The sequence below is a fragment of the Asaia sp. As-1742 genome (assembly GCF_011753235.1).
GTDB classification, from domain to species: domain Bacteria; phylum Pseudomonadota; class Alphaproteobacteria; order Acetobacterales; family Acetobacteraceae; genus Asaia; species Asaia bogorensis_B.
In genome coordinates, this window is sequence record NZ_VWWA01000011.1 from 1 (window position 1) to 17085 (window position 17085).

A 17085-nucleotide genomic window follows, 5' to 3' on the forward strand; every position below is an offset into this window, starting at 1 on the left:
ACTGATCTTACTCAGTCTTTCAGGCAGTCACCGCGGCGTGTTCCGCTGCGGTGAACGGGCTTTTAGACCCCACACCCACACCCGTCAACACATAATTTCAGAAAAATGACAGCAGGCGAGAAAAAAGCGCATTGCCTGGAAACCCCCGACGACGGCAATGAAGTGTCATAAATCGTGTGTTGTGGAATAAGGTCGGTGCGTCGCTAATCTTCGTTGATGCGAGATCTCAATGGGAAGCATGTCAGCCATACTGGACGAGAACAGGTCAGTATGGAGCGGCGTAGCCATTCAGAGTTGCTTCGATTGCCAAAATTTAAGCAAGCGTTCCATCACGTTTCCAATATCCGCTCTTGTATCTAGCAAGCAGAGGCACAAAAACCTGCCCTATCTTATTGGAGCCCGTTTCCGCGCCAACCCGCAGGACGTGAGGAGATTGTACGATGACATATCACACTACCCTGACGAACCTTGGTGACTGACACCCGATCATGCTGAAAATTGCTTTCCCTTACATCGCACAGCCTCATCAAACGCTTCATTCACTACCGATCGCGATGGAAATCGCTTCCCGCCATATCGATACGGAAGTCCACGTCGCCTGCACCACGGAAGCACATCTCGACTACGCGAAGACGTTGAGTGCGCTTTATCCCAATGCAAAGGCGCGCTTCGACCTTCTCAAGATGCCCGAAATCCTGCGCCGTCGCATCGAGCATTCCGGCCCTGGCGTCTTGGGGAAAATGGCCAGTCTGTTTTTTAACCGCGAATATTTCTCGCGGTTCGAAGCCATAGTCGTGCCAGAGCGCACATCACTCTACTTACGGCGCATGGGAATTCGCAAGCCAAGGATGATCTGGACCCGTCATGGAGCCGGAGATCGGGCAATCGGCTTCGCCCGGGATGTGAAAGAGTTCGATTTCGTACTCCTGTCGGGCAAGAAGATTGAAGAGCGCCTACTTTCGCAAGGAGCAATCAGCCCGGGGCGATATTACCGAGGCTCCTATGCAAAATTCGATATCGTGCGTCGCATGGCACGGAGCCGACCCGCGCTTTTCGACAACGACAAGCCGATCGTCCTCTATAATCCGCATTTTTCCAGTAAACTCTCTTCATGGCCCCTTCTTGGCGAAGCTGTGCTGGAGTATTTCGCCAATCAGGACCGTTACAACCTGATATTCGCGCCGCATTATCGTCTTTTCGACAAGCATCGTCAGGAAGGTGAGCAGCTCGTTTCACGCTATGCCCATCACAATCATATCCTGATCGATCCCGGCAGCCCGCGCAGCATCGACATGACATATACGATGGCTGCCGATATCTATCTCGGTGACGTCAGTTCGCAGGTCGCGGAGTTTCTTGTGCGCCCGCGGCCTTGTGTTTTTCTGAATGCTCATCATGTGAACTGGCAGTCGGACCGCAACTACCATTTCTGGAATCTCGGTCAGGTACTCGACACCATCGACCCGCTCTCAAAGGCGCTGGAGATGGCTGTGACAAAACATGACGAATTTCTTGAGGCGCAACGCCAATATATACTAGAGACGTTCGAGTTCAGCGACGACGGCCCGACAGCACCAGGTGCTGCGGATGCAATCGTCGATTATCTCCGTAACGCCGCATAACCCATACGCATGGACCGCCTCAGGGTTTCCCCCCGGGAGCGGTGATCATGACAGAGTGAAAAGCAGAGCAGACCAAACGATATGACGCCCAACGAAACGCCCGTTCCTACTGCATCGAACCAGAAGCGCCGCCATGGCGATTTTCCGACGTTCAGCGCTGCCCTGGATTATGCGGCGCAGGGAACGGCGGGGTTCAACATCTATAATGGTCGTGGCCAGCTTATCGAGGCCCTGCCCTATCGCATCTTGCGCGATCAGGCGATCGAGACCGCCCATCGCCTGATCGGCACCGGACTGAAAACCGGCGATCGTGTTGCCATTGTCGCCGAGAGCGACGGTGATTTCGCGCGCATCTTCTTCGGTTGTCAGTACGCAGGCCTCGTGCCGGCCCCCCTCCCCCTTCCCATCGCCTTCGGGGGTCGCGAGGCCTATATCGGCACCCTGCGCGGCATGGTGAGCGCCTCTGGCGCACGCGCCGTTGTGGTGCCGGAACTGATCGGTTCCTGGACGCAGGATATCATTGAAGGGCTGGATCTGGCCTTCGGTGGGTCTCCCGCCGAGTTGCTGCAGCGACCCGCTTCGAGCGAGCCGCTACCGGTCATCGATACGAATGACCTGTCCTATCTCCAGTTTTCTTCGGGCAGCACGCGGTTTCCCATGGGTGTTGCTGTTACCCAGTCGGCCGGGATGGCCAATGCCCGTGCAATCGCCCGTGACGGCCTGCAAGTAACCGAGACAGGTGATCGCTGCGTATCGTGGTTGCCGCTCTATCATGACATGGGTCTTGTCGGTTTCTTCCTCACCCCCATGACCTGTCAGCTTACTGTCGATCTGCTGCCCACACGTGAGTTTGCCCGTCGCCCGCATGTCTGGCTCGATCTGATCAGCCGCAATCGCGGTACGATCGCCTATAGCCCTTCCTTCGGCTACGAGCTCTGCGCGCGCCGTCCGGTTTCCGGGGATCTCGACCTCTCATGCTGGCGCATCGCCGGTATCGGTGGTGATATGATACGCCATCATATCCTCGAGACTTTTTCCGAACGCTTTGCGGCATATGGTTTTGACGGTCGCGCCTTCGTTGCCAGCTATGGCATGGCTGAAGCCACCCTCGCCATCAGTTTCGCGCCCCTCAACACAGGCATCGCGACCGACACGATTGATTTGCGCACGCTGGAGACCGAAGGCGTGGCGCGGGCATCCAACGATCCCTCTCATGCTCTTCGCACTTTTGTGCTTTGTGGCGTTGCCCTGCCAGAACACGATGTTCAGGTGCGCAATGCCAAGGGCGACCTGCTGGAGGAACGCCACGTTGGCATGGTCTATGTTCGTGGCCCCAGCCTGATGCGCGGCTATTTTGGCCGTGAAACCGAAACGGCTGAAGTGCTTGATGACAAGGGATGGCTCAACACGGGTGACCTTGGCTACATGCTCAACGGGCAGGTCGTCATCACAGGCCGTGCCAAGGACCTGATCATCATCAACGGACGCAACATCTGGCCGCAGGACCTTGAATGGTCGGCTGAGCATGAAATCACTTCACTGCGATCACGCGATGTGGCCGTGTTTGCAGTCGAAGAAGAGGCTGGCGAACGTGTTGTGGCGCTCGTGCAGTGTCGTGCGACCAATGACGAAGACCGCGCTCGCCTGCGCGAGGAGACGATGGGCCTTTTCCGTCGCCAGCATGGTGTGGAAGTGGACGTCATTCTCGTGCCGCCGCACACCCTGCCCCAGACGTCATCTGGCAAGCTGACGCGCGCCCGGGCAAAGGCCATGCTTCTGGCTGGTCAGTTCGAGACCATGACCAGCAGCACCGCAGCCTGACAAACATGCCGGAGCCTCATCCTTGGTTCCGGCACCTCGTTCAGGGCTTCAGAGAAACTGCCCCCTCTGGCCTTCCATCCAAGCCTGACGCATAAGACGCTTCATCTGGGGTGCTTGTCACCCGAACGCCAAAAGCCGGAGAATTTTGATGACCGATACGGTCGCCTCCATCACTGCAATGATCATCGACAAGCTCCTTGCCAATCCGAAGGTGCCACGCGACATCAACGGTGACAGCAAGATCGTCGAAGATCTCGCTTTCGACTCACTGGCTGTCATGAATTTCGTCATGGAAATCGAAGATGAACTCGACGTTTCCGTGCCGCTCGACAAGCTCGCCGATATCCGCACGATCCACGATCTTGCCGTGTGCCTCTCAAGCCTGAAATCGGGTGGTTGATCCTCGTGACCGATATCTTTGCCAAATATGCAGGCCTCAAAGCCGCCGCCGCTGGCCTGACCGCCAAGTCGCCGCGTAACCCGTTCGGTGTCGTCATCGATCACCCTGTCTCGGCGACAGTAGGCCTGATCGAAGGGCGTGAGACACTGCTGTTTGGAACAAACAACTATCTCGGCCTGAGTCAGTCCCGCGCCGCGGCAGAAGCCGCGATCGAGACGGTCAGACGCGAAGGCGTTGGCACGACAGGTTCACGTATCGCCAACGGCACCTATGCCTTGCATCGCAAGCTGGAAGCGCGCCTGGCCGAGGTGTTCCGCCGTCGCCACTGCATGATTTTCTCGACCGGCTATCAGGCCAATCTCGGCGCGATCTCCGCTCTGGCAGGCAAGGACGATATCCTGCTTCTCGATGCGGATAGCCATGCAAGCATCTATGATGCGAGCCGCCTTGGATACGCCCAGGTCATACGCTTCCGCCACAACGACCCGGCTGATCTCGACAAGCGCCTGTCGCGCCTGAAAGACCACCAGGGCGCGAAACTTGTCGTGGTCGAGGGCATCTACTCCATGACTGGCAACGTCGCGCCCATGCGCGAATTTGCCGAGGTCAAGAAGAAACACGGCGCCTATCTCCTGGCAGATGAAGCCCATTCCTTTGGTGTGCTTGGCGAGAACGGACGCGGCGTGGCCGAACGGGACGGCTGCGAAGACGATGTGGATTTCGTGGTTGGCACGTTCTCCAAGTCGCTTGGCACCGTGGGCGGTTACTGTGTGTCGAATCTCGAAGGGCTGGAGCTTATCCGTCTCTGCTCACGTCCCTACATGTTCACGGCGTCGCTTCCGCCAGAAATCATCGCCTCCACACTCGCCGCGCTGGATGAGATGCAGGCCCGCCCCGAACTGCGCAAGCAGCTCTATGCCAATGCCGAGCAGCTCAATCATGGCCTGCACAAGCTGGGTTTAAAGACCAGCCCGCATGTCAGCCCGGTCGTTGCCGTGACGCTGGAGACGGTGGAGCAGGCCCTTGCTTTCTGGAACCGCCTGCTTGAACTGGGCGTCTATGTAAATCTTTCACTGCCGCCCGCGACGCCGGACGAGCATCCGTTGCTGCGTTGTTCGGTCATGGCTGTTCATACGGCTCAGGAAATCGATAAGGCGCTCGCCGCCTTCGCTCAGGCCAAGGCAGAAATTCTGGGCTGAACATCGTTCGCCACGGCGTCAGAAAGGGAGGCCAGTCTGTCACTGGCCTCCCTTTTTTTATCTCGACGAGCCTGTTGCCTCAGCCCTTCATCCCCTTGAGGAAGATCCCTCTGGCCCGCCACAACAGGCGAGGCAGGCAGATGAGCGGGTGGCGAGCCTCGAAGGGCGAGAGTGCAAGACGAAAACCGCTATGTCGCTCGATTTTCCACGCAAGGTAGGCGGCCCCGTCACGGAAAGTGAAGGCCGCCTTTACCAGGCGGGCGATATTGCGCCATCGCCCGCGTCGGGCCATGCGGGCCCAACGTTTGCCTGCGCGTGTACGGGCAAGTTGCGTTAATCTAGGCCTCAGCTGGCCTTCCCGCTCGTCGAATTTCAGATGGCCCAGCGTCCATGCATCGCGTGTGAGCGCTGCATACCGGCTTTCGAGCCCCTGCATGATGGTTGAGCCGCGGCTCTCATGCTCGACCCGCAATTCAGCGCGATAGGTTCTGCTGAAGAGAATGCGCCACCACTCGGCAGGCGCATGCGTACCCTCACCAAGACGCGCGGCCCAGCCAGAAGCGGTCACAACGGCCCGGCGCAGCACATCGAGAAGGGCCTCGGCAGAATCCGCATTGCGTACCCAGACAAGCCTTACAGGCTGGCAGAAACGCGCCCAGAGCGTCGTATCCTGCGAACGAGGCGAAACACGGGACCGGAATTGCGCCAGAGTGATCAGCGCGACCTTGGCCCGCAGGATCTGACCCTCGACCTCATGCTCGGCATAAAACACATTCGGTGGAAGCAATACGTTGCCCATCTGGGCCAATACGGAAGCTGGCCAGTCCGTCAGGCGCTCCAGCACAATATAGAAGTCGAAAAGCCCTTCAGGATCGAACTGACGCAGGCCCGAGCCATAGAACAGAACCCCGAGCGGGCGTGTGGTCCCGAGTATGTGAGAGACCAATTGGTGGATACGCGGGTCAACCGGTGTCGTCAGTTCGCCAATCAGCGTCCGGTCAAGCAGAGTCTCGGTCTCGACTGGACGTACCGCATGGTCAGTCATGAACAAAGCCGAACTGCGGCCCTTCAGAAAGATGGATACGATGCCCTGCCCCAGGCGCAAAACGCTCACCGTCCAGCACGAAATCTCCCGCACAGGTCAGGACCATATGGGTGGCACGCCCGCTTGTGTAGTCCACGCTCTGGCGCAACCATGAAGGAGCACGCCCCCGCAGCAGCGACCAGGTAGCCTGAAGCAGGCGGCGGGGATGATCGGCGACATGAAGATAATGCAGCCCTTCGGATCTTGCCTTGTCGCCGTTCCAGAATGGCCAGATGCCCAGATCCAGCTTTTGCAGCGCCGTCGAGAGAAACAGGAAGCTCTGACCGTCGGCGAGGATTTCGCCATCGCCTTCGAGCGTAAAGCGATCTCCTGTCAGCCAGGTCTCACGCTGCCGGCGCCAGAGCAGGCTGCCGAACGCGCCTACCAGCGTGACGGCCACAGCGAGATTATGCGGCGCATAACGCAGCACATGCGGGGAATGGGCTATTGCAATGGCACGCGCATAGCCGGAACTGCCCTGAAACATGCCAAGGCGGGCTTCATGCTCGTTTTCCGGCCAGGAAATCTTGAGCGGGCGCCGGTTGGTGCGTGGAAGCATTTCGCCATGGTTCCATAGCTCGCGCAGGGCAGCGATCCCGCGATGGGAAAATCCGATGTCACGGGCGATCAGATTGGTGTTGCCGGACGGGAAGATGGCAAGATCAGGCAACGCGCCTTCCGGATAGGCGCGCATGACCGCCGTCATGACATCGCTGACTGTTCCATCGCCACCATTGATCGCAATCAGCCTGACATCACGTCGCGCAAGATCCTCGACCATCTCGGTCATCTCGTCATGGGAAGCCGGGACGAGAAACCCCTCCCCCAGAAGCTGATGCGCCTGTCTGGCAAATTTCCTGCCATCGCGCCTGTTCTTGCGACTGCGTGGATTATGGATCAGGGCTAGGCGCACGGCAGTATCATTTATGTTACGGTCAATCCTCTGGCCCGACGCAACTTCGGGCGTCCGCCTTGCGCGGCGCCATAGCATGACTTACGCAGCGGGACCAGAAACCGATTGGTCATTTTTGGATTTTGCCGGTATCGGCCTTTGACCTGTGGTGACGAGGAGAGAGGCAGATGACCGGAAACAGCGATACGTCACCAGTGGTTCTGGCCCATCTTTCGGATGTTCACCTCCCCCCGCCTGCCCCCCTGCCGTCATGGCGTGCTTTCACGAACAAACGCGCCCTGAGCGTTGCTTCGTGGAAGCGCCACAGGGTGCATCGCCATCGACCTGAACTTGCAGACATTGTGCGCAAGGACATTACCGACGCCGCTCCGGATCTCGTCCTCAATACGGGCGATCTGACCAATTTCGGGCTTTCGGAGGAATGCGCGGCGGCGGCTGACTGGCTCGCCACCATGCCTGCCCGGACGCTGGTGGTGCCCGGCAACCATGATGCGATGGTCCGCTCAGACTGGCCGGACCATGCCGGATTATGGTCGGAGTGGATGGAATCGACCGATGAAACCGGCTTTCCGTATTGCCACATCCACGGCGATGTAGCGGTCATCGGGCTGAATTCCGCAATCCCGACACCACCCTTCATGGCTTGTGGGCGCATCGGCAAGACGCAGCGCGCGAAGCTGGCTCAGTTGCTGGACGAGACAAAGACTCTCTGCCGCGTGGTCATGATCCATCATCCGCCACGGGCCGGGCTTGTTCCGTGGCGCAAATCCCTTCTCGACCACAAGGCCGTTGCTGCAGTCATCGCCCGGCACGGAGCCTCGATTGTCCTTCACGGACATTCGCATGATGCGACGCTTGCAACGGTCCCGGGCAGCGAAATTCCTCTGGTTGGCGTTCCATCAGCGTCTCTGCTTTCCTCACGCCCCTGGCGTCAGAGTGGCTGGAACAGAATCGCCATTACTCCCACGCAGGAAGGCTGGACCATCGACCTGCAAACCAGACAGTTCACGAGTGATGCCGGCTGGCGGTGCAGCCGCCATCGGCGCTGGCAGCAACATTCAGAACTGCATGGTCAGATCATGAAGGCGAATGAGCCACGATAATGCGCCTCCCCCATTTTCCCACGCTTGATCGCTATCTGCTGGCCCAGCTCGTTCCACCCTTCGTGGTGTCGCTGGCGGCGGTGCTCGCGGCACTCCTCCTGGAACGGCTCCTTGTCCTGTTCGACGACCTCGCCGCTGAAGGCAGTTCGCTGGCGACCTTTGTGGCCCTGCTGACGGATCTGCTGCCGCATTATCTGGGCCTCGCCCTGCCTGCTGCCCTGTGCGTGAGCGTGTTCCTGATCATCCGGCGCATGAGCGACAACAACGAGATTGACGCCCTGATGGCGAGCGGCGTTTCGCTTTTGCGTATCGCTCGGCCCTATATGTGGACCGGCGTTGCGGTGGGCTGCGGCAGCATTCTGCTCTACGGCTATATCCAGCCGGTCGCCCGCTACGATTTCCGCTCCGGCTTCTATTACGCCGCCCATTCAGGCTGGGCCCCCCACCTGCAAGCTGGCATGTTCGCGACAACAGCAGATGATTCCATGCTCACTGCCGATCGCGTGACCCGTAACGGCACTGTTCTGCATGAGGTCTTCATTCGCCAGAGAGAGCCTGATGGCGCCGTCAGGATCATTACCGCCCATCGCGGTCTGGTCACCGCTGTGCCTTCTCTCAAGCAGACACGCCTTGACCTGTGGGACGGGTTGATTGTCTACGACCCGCGTGATGGGAGCAACAAGGCCACGCAAACCCGCTTCGATCACAGCATGAAGGTGTTCGACCAGAGCCACGATACGGCAGTCTTCCGCTCGCGCGGCATTGATGAGCGTGAATTGACCCTCGTGGAGCTGGCAACCCGGCTCGAGGCATCCCATCAATCCGACAACCAGAACGGAAATGGTGGCATCACCCGCTCGAGCCTGCGTGCGGAGCTCGATTTCCGTCTCGCGCGTGCGCTTGCCATACCGTTCATTCCGCCACTCGCTGTAGCACTGGCGATTGGTGCCAAGAGACGGCGTCCGATCATCGGGCTGATCGGCCTTGCCATCGTTCTGGTAGGGTTCGACCATACGCTGCAATTTGGTCACGGCCTGGTGGCAACGGGCAGGATGCGCGGCTTCTACGCCATATGGCTGCCCGAGATCGCCTTCTGTACGATCTGTCTCGCCTCGATTTTCAGACGCTCGCGTGGATCGTGGCGACGCCGCAAGGCCATTCCGCTCGGCCCGGCAAAGGCCACATCATGATACCGCTCAATCCATCGCGCTCCGTGCTCCTGATGCATCTGACCAGAAGCTTTATCGGGCGCACACTGATCTGCGGGGCCATGCTTGTCTCGATGATGGAGATCCTTGGACTCCTTGAGATGACGACGCCCATACTGGAGCGCCATCTTGGTGCCCTTGGGCTGGTCCGTTATGCCCTGCTGAAATTACCGGCCCTGACCGTACAGACCCTGCCGCTCAGCACCCTGATCGGGGCGTTGTTCATGCTTATGCAGATGACGCTTGCAAGCGAAATGGCCAGCCTGCGCGCCGCCGGTCTGTCGACCGTGAGACTGCTGACACTTTTACTGCCCTCCATAGGCATCATCAGCGTCGCGGGCATTCTCACACAGGAAATCATCGCGCCACGCACCGAGCTCGCTTTCGCAAAATGGTGGAACCAGACCGATCCGAAAGCTGCCGGAAGCGGTCATGGTTTCTGGTTTCACGCCTCAGGCAATGTCATTCACATAGACAGCTTCACCGAGGGCGGAGACCGTATCCAGAAGATCGCGGTCTACCATCGCGCCAATGGGGGTGATTTGACCGCTACGGATACCGCACCGGAGATGGTTTATGACCCCATCACCGGCTGGCGCGCCGCCTCGGTGCGAAGCCTCGTCCTGAAAAGTAACCGCGTGGAGACCACATTGCGGCAGAATGTATCGCTGCTGCCGTCCCGCGTGACGCCGGATACGCTGATCCAGCTCTCGCAATCCTATCCGGTTCTCTCCTGCTGGTCGCTATGGACCATACTGCACCGTGGCGGTGCCTCCAGCCTGCCCAAGGCCACCTATCGCATGGCGCTTTTTGCGCCATTCACCCTGCCGGTATCGCTCTGCGCCATGCTGTTTCTGGCACTGCCTGTCATCTATATTCCCCCCCGCACAGGCACCCGTAGCCTCTTGCCCATTGCGGCGCTGGCTGCGGGTTTTGGTTTCATCGTGTTGCAAGGCCTGATACAGGCTCTTGGCAATGCGGGAACCTTGCCCGCGTTAATTGCCGTCACGGCGCCTCCCGCCCTGGCATTCCTCCTTGGAGGGGCATGGATAGTGAAGATGGAAGAGAAATGAGTACGTTCAATTCTGAACACTCGGAAGGCTTCTGGCGCGCCTTCTGGAACGCCCGGAAAAACCAGGGCTCACTTCGCACGGGAAGAAGCTTCGATCTGGGAAAGATGAGTCTGCCCCATCTCTGGATGGCCTATCTCACCTACCCCACCATTCTGCTCTACTTCGCGCTTATTCTGGCTTCAGCTACTGCGGCAATCTGGTTTGGTCCCAAGGCGGCACCGACGCTGATCACCATCGTTCTGGTGGTGGGCATCTACCCGTTTGCCTGGTACGCCATCCACCGCTTCATCCTCCACGGACGCTGGCTGTATCGCAATCCGCTGACTGCCTCGCTTTGGAAACGCGTCCATTTCGACCATCATCAGGACCCCCATCTCCTTGATGTACTGTTTGGCTCACCGCTCAACACAATCCCGACCATCGCCATCATTGTCATGCCCATCGGCTGGGCCATTGGCGGTATCAGCACGGCCTTTGCCGCGCTCTCCACCGGCCTGGTTATGACCTGCATCTATGAATTTTTTCATTGCATCCAGCATCTGGCCTACAAGCCGCGCTGGAACTGGGTTGCGAAAATCAAGCAGCTGCATGTCCTGCATCACTTCCATGATGAGGACGGCAATTACGGCATCACGAACTATGCTGCCGATCGCCTGTTCGGTAGCTTCTACAAGGACGCCCGCGCCCGCCCCCGCAGTGCTCATGTATTCGACCTCGGCTATGACCTTGAGGAGGCACAGCGCTATCCCTGGGTGATGAAGCACACGGGCGCCCCGCCCAAGCAGCGCCCCGACGGCGCCCGACGTGGCAGCGCCGCCTCGTGACACTTCCCGCGCTGGTTCTCGCAGGCTCGCGCGACGGAGCGCAGGACCCACTGGCCCGGCTTGGAAAGGTCGGGCACAAGGCTCTGCTGCCGGTCGGCGGTCGTCCCATGATCGACCGCGTGCTGAGCACCCTCGAAGAGACTAACGGGATCGGCCCTGTTTCCGTCAGCATCGAGGATCACGCAGCCCTGCGGAGACTCGAACGTCCCTTTACCTGCCTGCCCACTGCAAGCGGCCCAAGCGGCAGTGTCGCGCTGGCGCTCGAGGCGCTCGGCACACCGCTCCTGATCACGACGGCTGATCATCCATTGCTTCGCCCTTCCTGGATCACCGCTTTTGTGCAGGAGGCCAATCAAAGCGATTGTGATCTGGCCGTCGGTGTTGCTCTGAAGGCGACGATCGAGCGCGATGTCCCCCATACCAGACGCACCTACATACGTTTGCGTGACATGACGTTCTCAGGCTGCAATCTGTTCCTGATGCGCACGCCAAAGGCGCGTGCCGTCGTCACATTATGGCAAAGCCTGGAGCGTGACCGCAAACGCCCGCTCAGAATGGCGCGCACACTGGGCTACGGCATCCTCCTGCGGGCATTATTGGGCCGCCTGTCCAGCGCGGCCCTTGTGGCCCGCATCGCCCAACTGACCGGTGCGAAGGTGGCGCTGATCCCCATTGATGACGGTCGTGCCGCTGTGGATGTGGACAAGCCGCAGGATCTCGAACTGGTCGAAATGCTGCTGGCCCGATCCGCTTGAGCATGGCCCCATGAAAATTGCCTATGTCATAAATTCGGTCGAGGGGGGCGGCGCCGCCCTGCCGGTCCCGGCCATCACGCAGGTTATGCGCGATCAGGGTCACGAGGTTATCGTGCTTGCCCTCACCCGCCGCGATGGCCGCGCCATCAGGCCCATGATTCAGGCTGGACTGACCGTGCATGTCCGTGAAGGCGGCAGGAAGGACCATCTGGCCGCCCTTGCCTGGCTTGATCGTGAGATTGGCGAGCAGCGACCCGAGCTCATCTGGACATCCCTCACACGCGCAACCCTCCTCGGGCAGCTTGTCGGGTTGCGACGTCGTATCCGGGTGGCCAGCTGGCAGCACTCCGCGCGGCTCAAACCCGCCAATGCACGGCTTTTGCGGCTCATGCGCGGGCTGTCCCGTCTGTGGATTGCCGATTCCACCTGCGTCGAACTCGAAACCGAGAAGAAGCTGGGGCTTGGCGCCGATCGACTCACCTGCTGGCCCATCTTTCGGGCAAGCAGCGACTTCCCGCACGCCGTACCATGGTCGGAAGCCGGCCCCATACGTATCGGCTCACTGGGGCGCCTCCATCCGGTCAAGGGCTATGACGTGCTCTGTGCGGCCGTGAGGCTGCTTGGCAAGATCGAGGGTCTGCCGGAGTACGAGGTTCATATCGCCGGCGAGGGTGAGGAGCGTGACCGTCTGGCAGCGCTTATCGCCCGAGACAGGCTGCCGATCGTCCTGGACGGCTATAACGCTGACCCTAGGCAGTTTCTGGCAACCCTGCACCTCTATGTGCAGCCCTCACAATGGGAGGGGCTGTGCCTTGCGGCGCATGAGGCGCTGCTTTGCGGCGTGCCGGTCATCGCCTCCGAGGCCGGTGAATTGCCGCATACCATCACGCAATCCTGCGGCCGGATCGTTCCCCCGAACGACCCGGAGGCGCTGGCGCTGGCGCTGGCCGGGTTGCTGCGTGAACCCGGCAAGCTGGCTGCAATGGGCGAAACCGGTCGGGCCCGTGTTCTTTCGCGTTTTGATGCGGCCTCGTTCGATCGACGGGGCGCCGAGATTCTAGCGCGACTCGAAAGCACTCTGTGACCGCGTCTGGGTCAGATGCCCGGAGAGGCGGAAATCCATCTGGGCGAAGACCACAGAAGCAATCAGGAGCAGGATCCACACCATACGCGGCGCCGCCTGACGCTCAAAAAACGTCGCTCCTCCGAAGGCAATGAGCGCCAGCAGATCGAGTGCAAAATGCATTCGTTCATCAAGATGGCCGCAGAAATACCCCAGCAGGAACAGGAAAACGCCAAGACCTGCTGCACTCAGCGCTTTCTCCCGGCGCATAAAGGCAACAAGCGGCATAACCCCGTCCGACATCTCGCGTTTATCAGACAAATCTTTCTCCAGAAGGACGTGAGTGCGTAGCTGATGATGAGTAACGGCAAGTGAGCGATACGCAAAGTCCTGTACCCGATGATCAGGCACCCCCGCTCGATACCCAATCAGCCTTCACCCTGCCTGAAACGCAATTTGCCATACGGCGCGCCATGCTCGGGCTATGCCGTACCATGCGCTGGGCCTGCATCAACGAGTTCTCGTTGCCGGCGGCAGGTCGGCGTGCCGACATTATGGCGCTGACGCAGGACGGGATGCTGCATTGCATCGAGATCAAATCCGGACCTCGCGATTTTCTGACCGACCGCAAATGGCCTGAGTATCGTGACTGGTGCGACCGGCTCTATTTCGCGGTGGATCAGGCCTTTCCGCGTGATCTGATCCCGCAGGATGTCGGGCTGTTCGTGGCCCATCTGCCCGAAAGCCCCTCAACCATCCTGCCGGAATGTGCCATGATCCGGGAAAGCCCGCTCTCGAAGCTGGCGACCGCCCGCAGGAAGACCCTGATGCAGCTTTTCGGCCATGGCGCCGCGCTGCGCCTCATGGCGCTTGAAGACCCTGCCATGACGGCATCCCTTCGTGCGGCCCGACGTGTCGAATAAGGAGTATCTGCATGACCACCCCCGCGATGAGCGTTAACCATTCGAGTGATTCCGATGCGAATCTCGAGCGCATGATTGCGCAGCGTCTGGAAGTCGCTCGTGCGGTTGTTGCCGATGCCGCCGCCCTTGCCACGGCCATGCGCCCCCCACCGGGCGGCCCGACCGGCACCACCAAGGGTATGCAGGATTACGTAACCGAGGCCGATATGGCGGTAGAGGCACTTGTCTCCCGTCGTCTGGAAACGCTCTTCCCCGAAGACGGCTTCATGGGTGAGGAAGGCGGTCGACACAGGCAGGGCGGCCTGACCTGGGTGATCGACCCGATTGACGGCACTTCGAATTATGCGCGTGGCCGTGAGCGCTGGTGCGTTTCTCTCGGACTAATGCACGGCGATGTGCCCGTAGCCGGGGTGATCAACGCTCCGGCTCTGGGCGAAATCTATACAGCCCAGCGCGGCGTGGGCGCCTGGATGAACGGCCGCAAGCTTGTCGCCTCACCTGTGACAGACCCGAAAAGCGCCATGGTTGAAATGGGGTGGAGCGCCAAGGTTTCGCCTGAAACCTATGCCCGTCATGCACAGGCTTTTCTTGAGCTGGGCATTGCCCCACGCACTGGTGCCTGCGGCGCTCTGGCCCTCGCCGATGTCGCCTCGGGCCGCTGCGATGGCTATCTGGAAATCGCCATCAATCTGTGGGACGTCGCGGCAGCGCTGGTCCTGCTCGAGGAGAGTGGCGCGCGCGTCTCGCCCTTCCTGCGCGATGGCGGCCTGACCGGGGCGAGACCCATTCTGGCCACCGCTCCGGGCGTGGCTGAGGCCGTTGCAAAGGCAGCCGGGATGGAACTGCTCTGATCGTCTCCTCTTGCCGTCATCGCATGATCTGAACCATTCTCACGCCATAATTGCCGCTCAGGAAATATGGTTTGCCGTACCCGTCTCGGGATACGCAAATCCTGTTTTTCTGCTCGGGTGTTCCCGGTCCGGGCTCGCCCTGCCGGCTCCAGATATGAGGCCCCTACCCTATGGTTTCTTTTCCCTGCCGACTCGTCGCCTCGACGGTACTTCTGGCATCGGGCCTGAGCGCCCTGCCTGCCATGGCCGCATCGAAGCAGCAGGCGCTGGTCGATCGGGCAACGCTGGCTGTTCAGGACATTTTCCAGGGGACTAATCCCAATTCGCGGGCGCAGCGTTATCTGGCCAAGGCCCGCGCTGTGATGGTCTGCCCATCGGTCTTTCGCATGTCGATCGTGTTTGGCGGCGCAGGTGGCGGCTGCCTTCTGCTCTCGCGCGATGCACGCGGCTCATGGTCCGACCCTGCTTTCTACACGCTGAGTTCGGCCTCGATGGGCATTCAGCTTGGGGTCGAAAGCTCGGAGCTGATGTTCTTCGTCATGTCTGATCGTGGCTTGCAGGCCCTGCTCGACAGCCAGTTCAAGTTCAGCGCAGGGGCCTCGGCCTCATTTGCCAATATGGGCAGTGGCATCGAGAGTGGCTCGGCAGGCGCTTCGAACACCGATATCCTCGCCTTGCAGAAATCCTCCGGGCTGTTTGCCGGGGCCTCGCTGGGGGGCTCGAAACTGACAATCGACAGCAGCTCGAACCGCGCCTTCTATAACCAGCCAGTCGGCCCTGAAGACATCGTCATCTCAATGCGGGTGAACAACACGGGGGCCGATCCCCTGCGCCGCGTTCTGATGCAGGTGGTCCAGCAGCAAGGCAGCACGCCCGCTACCGGTAGCGCCGCAGCAACGAGCCCGGCAACCACCAGCAGCGCTGGCAGCAGCCCCTACCCGGCCAACTATGACAGCCGCAAATCCTACGCCAGCCAATCACATGGCGCGATCAAGAGCGAGTCTCTCGCTGCACCGAAATAATCACCGTACTTGGGTAGATAGGGTTTCCACTGCTGGGCTGGCCCCTTAACGGAAACCCGCCCCCCGCGAGGGAGGGTATTGCGGGCAGTGCTTTCCGGCACCTGCCCCTCACCTCAATGCCGATGTTGAGACGGCTCTCCGGCGCCACGACCATCGTGCCGCGCCGGCGCAGCCTGGGGTGACGCGGCTTTGCCGGTTCCGCGCAGGGCTTTGAGCGTTTCAACACGCTGGTTATGCTCGTGCAGATCATGCGAGAAGCCGTGGCCGCCTGTGCCATCTGCGACGAAGTACAGCATATCCCCGCTCGCCGGATGGGCGACCGCATCGAGCGCAGCAAGCCCCGGTGAACAGATTGGACCGGGAGGCAGACCATCAATGACGTAGGTATTATGCGGTCCCGCTTGATGAAGCTCATCATGGGTCAGGCCGTGATCGAGCGTGCCCAGCCCCTCGCTCAGATCGTAAATGGCTGTTGGGTCGGATTGCAGTTTCATCCCCTGCGCCAGGCGATTGAGAAATACGCGGGCCACCTTGGGTCGCTCAGCCGCAATGCCCGTCTCGCGCTCGACAATCGAGGCCAGGATGAGAAGCTGTTCAGGCGATGTCAGACCGATGGATGGATCACGCCCTGCCCATACACGGGCGAGAGTCTCACTCATGAGCGTTTCCAGACGGCTGACAAGACGGGCGCGTGATGTATCGCGTTCGTAGGCGACCGTCTGGGGCAGGATTGCGCCTTCACGCAGCGGCGGCACCTCTCCTGTCAGGAACGGGGCCTCTCGAAGAATTATCGCGATCTGCCGCGCTGTACGCCCCTCCGGAATGGTCAGAAAATGCCGGACTGGCTGCCCATGACGTAACACATAGAGCACGTCGAGCATTGAGGCTTGCGCCGGGAAATGCAGTTCAGCGGCATGCAACGCCCCATGAGACGCCGTTGCCCGGGCAGCAAGACGGAAACTCAGTTCGGACAGCGTACCGGGCGAGATAATCCCGGCCTGCGCCAGATCATGGGTGATGTGGGCTGTTGCGCCATGTGGGACGACATGATCCGTGGCGGCCTGCAAGGGACCGGGCTGCGTAACCTGATGCCAGATCAGTGCAGCCCCTCCTGCCGTGGAAAGGAGCAGAAGCAGGACGAGGGAGAGAATGACACGCTTCATGTTCACTCCCGAAAGAACGGATGCCGGTCATCCGGCATCCGGTGCTGGATATCCCTGACGT

The 17085-nt window shown here is 60.2% G+C and carries 17 protein-coding genes; 13 read left to right on the top strand and 4 right to left on the bottom strand.

Annotation, left to right across the window (positions count from 1 at the left end; translation table 11 throughout):
• Positions 1-491 precede the first annotated feature (491 nt).
• From F3J08_RS13525 to spt, 4 genes are all read left to right on the top strand, one after another.
• Complete coding sequence (locus F3J08_RS13525; RefSeq protein ID WP_205207031.1) at positions 492-1622, top strand: CDP-glycerol glycerophosphotransferase family protein; 1131 nt, start codon at positions 492-494, stop codon at positions 1620-1622.
• Positions 1623-1703: 81 nt separating this feature from the next.
• A complete protein-coding gene (locus tag F3J08_RS13530) occupies positions 1704-3443 on the top strand; it encodes a fatty acyl-AMP ligase (protein ID WP_166930646.1) in 1740 nt (579 codons plus the stop codon).
• Positions 3444-3591: 148 nt separating this feature from the next.
• The gene (locus F3J08_RS13535) at positions 3592-3843 is read left to right on the top strand and encodes an acyl carrier protein (protein WP_023979234.1); all 252 of its coding nucleotides are present in this window, start codon (positions 3592-3594) and stop codon (positions 3841-3843) included.
• 5 nt (positions 3844-3848) lie between these two features.
• The gene (gene spt, locus F3J08_RS13540) at positions 3849-5042 is read left to right on the top strand and encodes a serine palmitoyltransferase (RefSeq protein WP_035444171.1); all 1194 of its coding nucleotides are present in this window, start codon (positions 3849-3851) and stop codon (positions 5040-5042) included.
• 79 nt (positions 5043-5121) lie between these two features.
• Here the strand turns inward: spt and F3J08_RS13545 are convergent, their stop codons facing one another.
• Together F3J08_RS13545 and F3J08_RS13550 are read right to left on the bottom strand one after the other, a co-directional pair.
• Positions 5122-6087, bottom strand: coding sequence for a hypothetical protein (locus F3J08_RS13545; protein WP_166930648.1), 966 nt, complete (start codon positions 6085-6087; stop codon positions 5122-5124).
• Positions 6080-7039 carry a diacylglycerol kinase family protein gene (locus F3J08_RS13550; RefSeq protein WP_166930649.1) on the bottom strand — a complete coding sequence of 320 codons (960 nt, stop codon included), beginning with the start codon at positions 7037-7039 and terminating at the stop codon, positions 6080-6082. The genes F3J08_RS13545 and F3J08_RS13550 overlap by 8 nt, the downstream gene beginning before the upstream one ends.
• 167 nt (positions 7040-7206) lie before the next feature.
• Between F3J08_RS13550 and F3J08_RS13555 the strand changes: the two genes are divergently transcribed.
• From F3J08_RS13555 to F3J08_RS13580, 6 genes are all read left to right on the top strand, one after another.
• Positions 7207-8142, top strand: coding sequence for a metallophosphoesterase (locus tag F3J08_RS13555; RefSeq protein ID WP_166930651.1), 936 nt, complete (start codon positions 7207-7209; stop codon positions 8140-8142).
• The gene (locus tag F3J08_RS13560) at positions 8142-9332 is read left to right on the top strand and encodes an LptF/LptG family permease (RefSeq protein WP_166930652.1); all 1191 of its coding nucleotides are present in this window, start codon (positions 8142-8144) and stop codon (positions 9330-9332) included. The genes F3J08_RS13555 and F3J08_RS13560 overlap by 1 nt, the downstream gene beginning before the upstream one ends.
• Positions 9215-10423: an LptF/LptG family permease gene (locus F3J08_RS13565; RefSeq protein ID WP_166930653.1), complete on the top strand. Its 1209-nt coding sequence runs from the start codon at positions 9215-9217 to the stop codon at positions 10421-10423. The genes F3J08_RS13560 and F3J08_RS13565 overlap by 118 nt, the downstream gene beginning before the upstream one ends.
• A 104-nt stretch (positions 10424-10527) precedes the next feature.
• On the top strand, positions 10528-11247 hold the full coding sequence (locus F3J08_RS13570; RefSeq protein WP_240149361.1) for a sterol desaturase family protein: 720 nt from the start codon (positions 10528-10530) through the stop codon (positions 11245-11247).
• Positions 11244-12002 carry a nucleotidyltransferase family protein gene (locus F3J08_RS13575; protein WP_166930655.1) on the top strand — a complete coding sequence of 253 codons (759 nt, stop codon included), beginning with the start codon at positions 11244-11246 and terminating at the stop codon, positions 12000-12002. Before F3J08_RS13570 ends, F3J08_RS13575 begins: the two co-directional genes overlap by 4 nt.
• A 10-nt stretch (positions 12003-12012) precedes the next feature.
• Entirely contained in the window at positions 12013-13086 is a 1074-nt protein-coding gene (locus F3J08_RS13580) for a glycosyltransferase family 4 protein (RefSeq protein WP_166930707.1), read from the top strand.
• On the opposite strand, the gene F3J08_RS13585 is transcribed toward F3J08_RS13580, so the two are convergent.
• A complete protein-coding gene (locus F3J08_RS13585; protein ID WP_166930657.1) occupies positions 13060-13386 on the bottom strand; it encodes a hypothetical protein in 327 nt (108 codons plus the stop codon). The genes F3J08_RS13580 and F3J08_RS13585 overlap by 27 nt on opposite strands.
• Before the next feature lie 50 nt (positions 13387-13436).
• Between F3J08_RS13585 and F3J08_RS13590 the strand changes: the two genes are divergently transcribed.
• The 3 genes from F3J08_RS13590 to F3J08_RS13600 all read left to right on the top strand — a co-directional run bounded on the left by F3J08_RS13590 (position 13437) and on the right by F3J08_RS13600 (position 15861).
• Complete coding sequence (locus tag F3J08_RS13590; protein ID WP_370458743.1) at positions 13437-13988, top strand: MmcB family DNA repair protein; 552 nt, start codon at positions 13437-13439, stop codon at positions 13986-13988.
• 26 nt (positions 13989-14014) lie between these two features.
• On the top strand, positions 14015-14839 hold the full coding sequence (locus F3J08_RS13595; protein WP_370458745.1) for an inositol monophosphatase: 825 nt from the start codon (positions 14015-14017) through the stop codon (positions 14837-14839).
• A gap of 170 nt (positions 14840-15009) precedes the next feature.
• Positions 15010-15861 (top strand): lipid-binding SYLF domain-containing protein, encoded by an 852-nt coding sequence (locus tag F3J08_RS13600; protein ID WP_166930659.1) that lies wholly within the window; start codon positions 15010-15012, stop codon positions 15859-15861.
• Between the two features lie 113 nt (positions 15862-15974).
• Here the strand turns inward: F3J08_RS13600 and mltG are convergent, their stop codons facing one another.
• Positions 15975-17024 carry an endolytic transglycosylase MltG gene (mltG, locus tag F3J08_RS13605; protein ID WP_166930661.1) on the bottom strand — a complete coding sequence of 350 codons (1050 nt, stop codon included), beginning with the start codon at positions 17022-17024 and terminating at the stop codon, positions 15975-15977.
• Positions 17025-17085 lie beyond the last annotated feature (61 nt).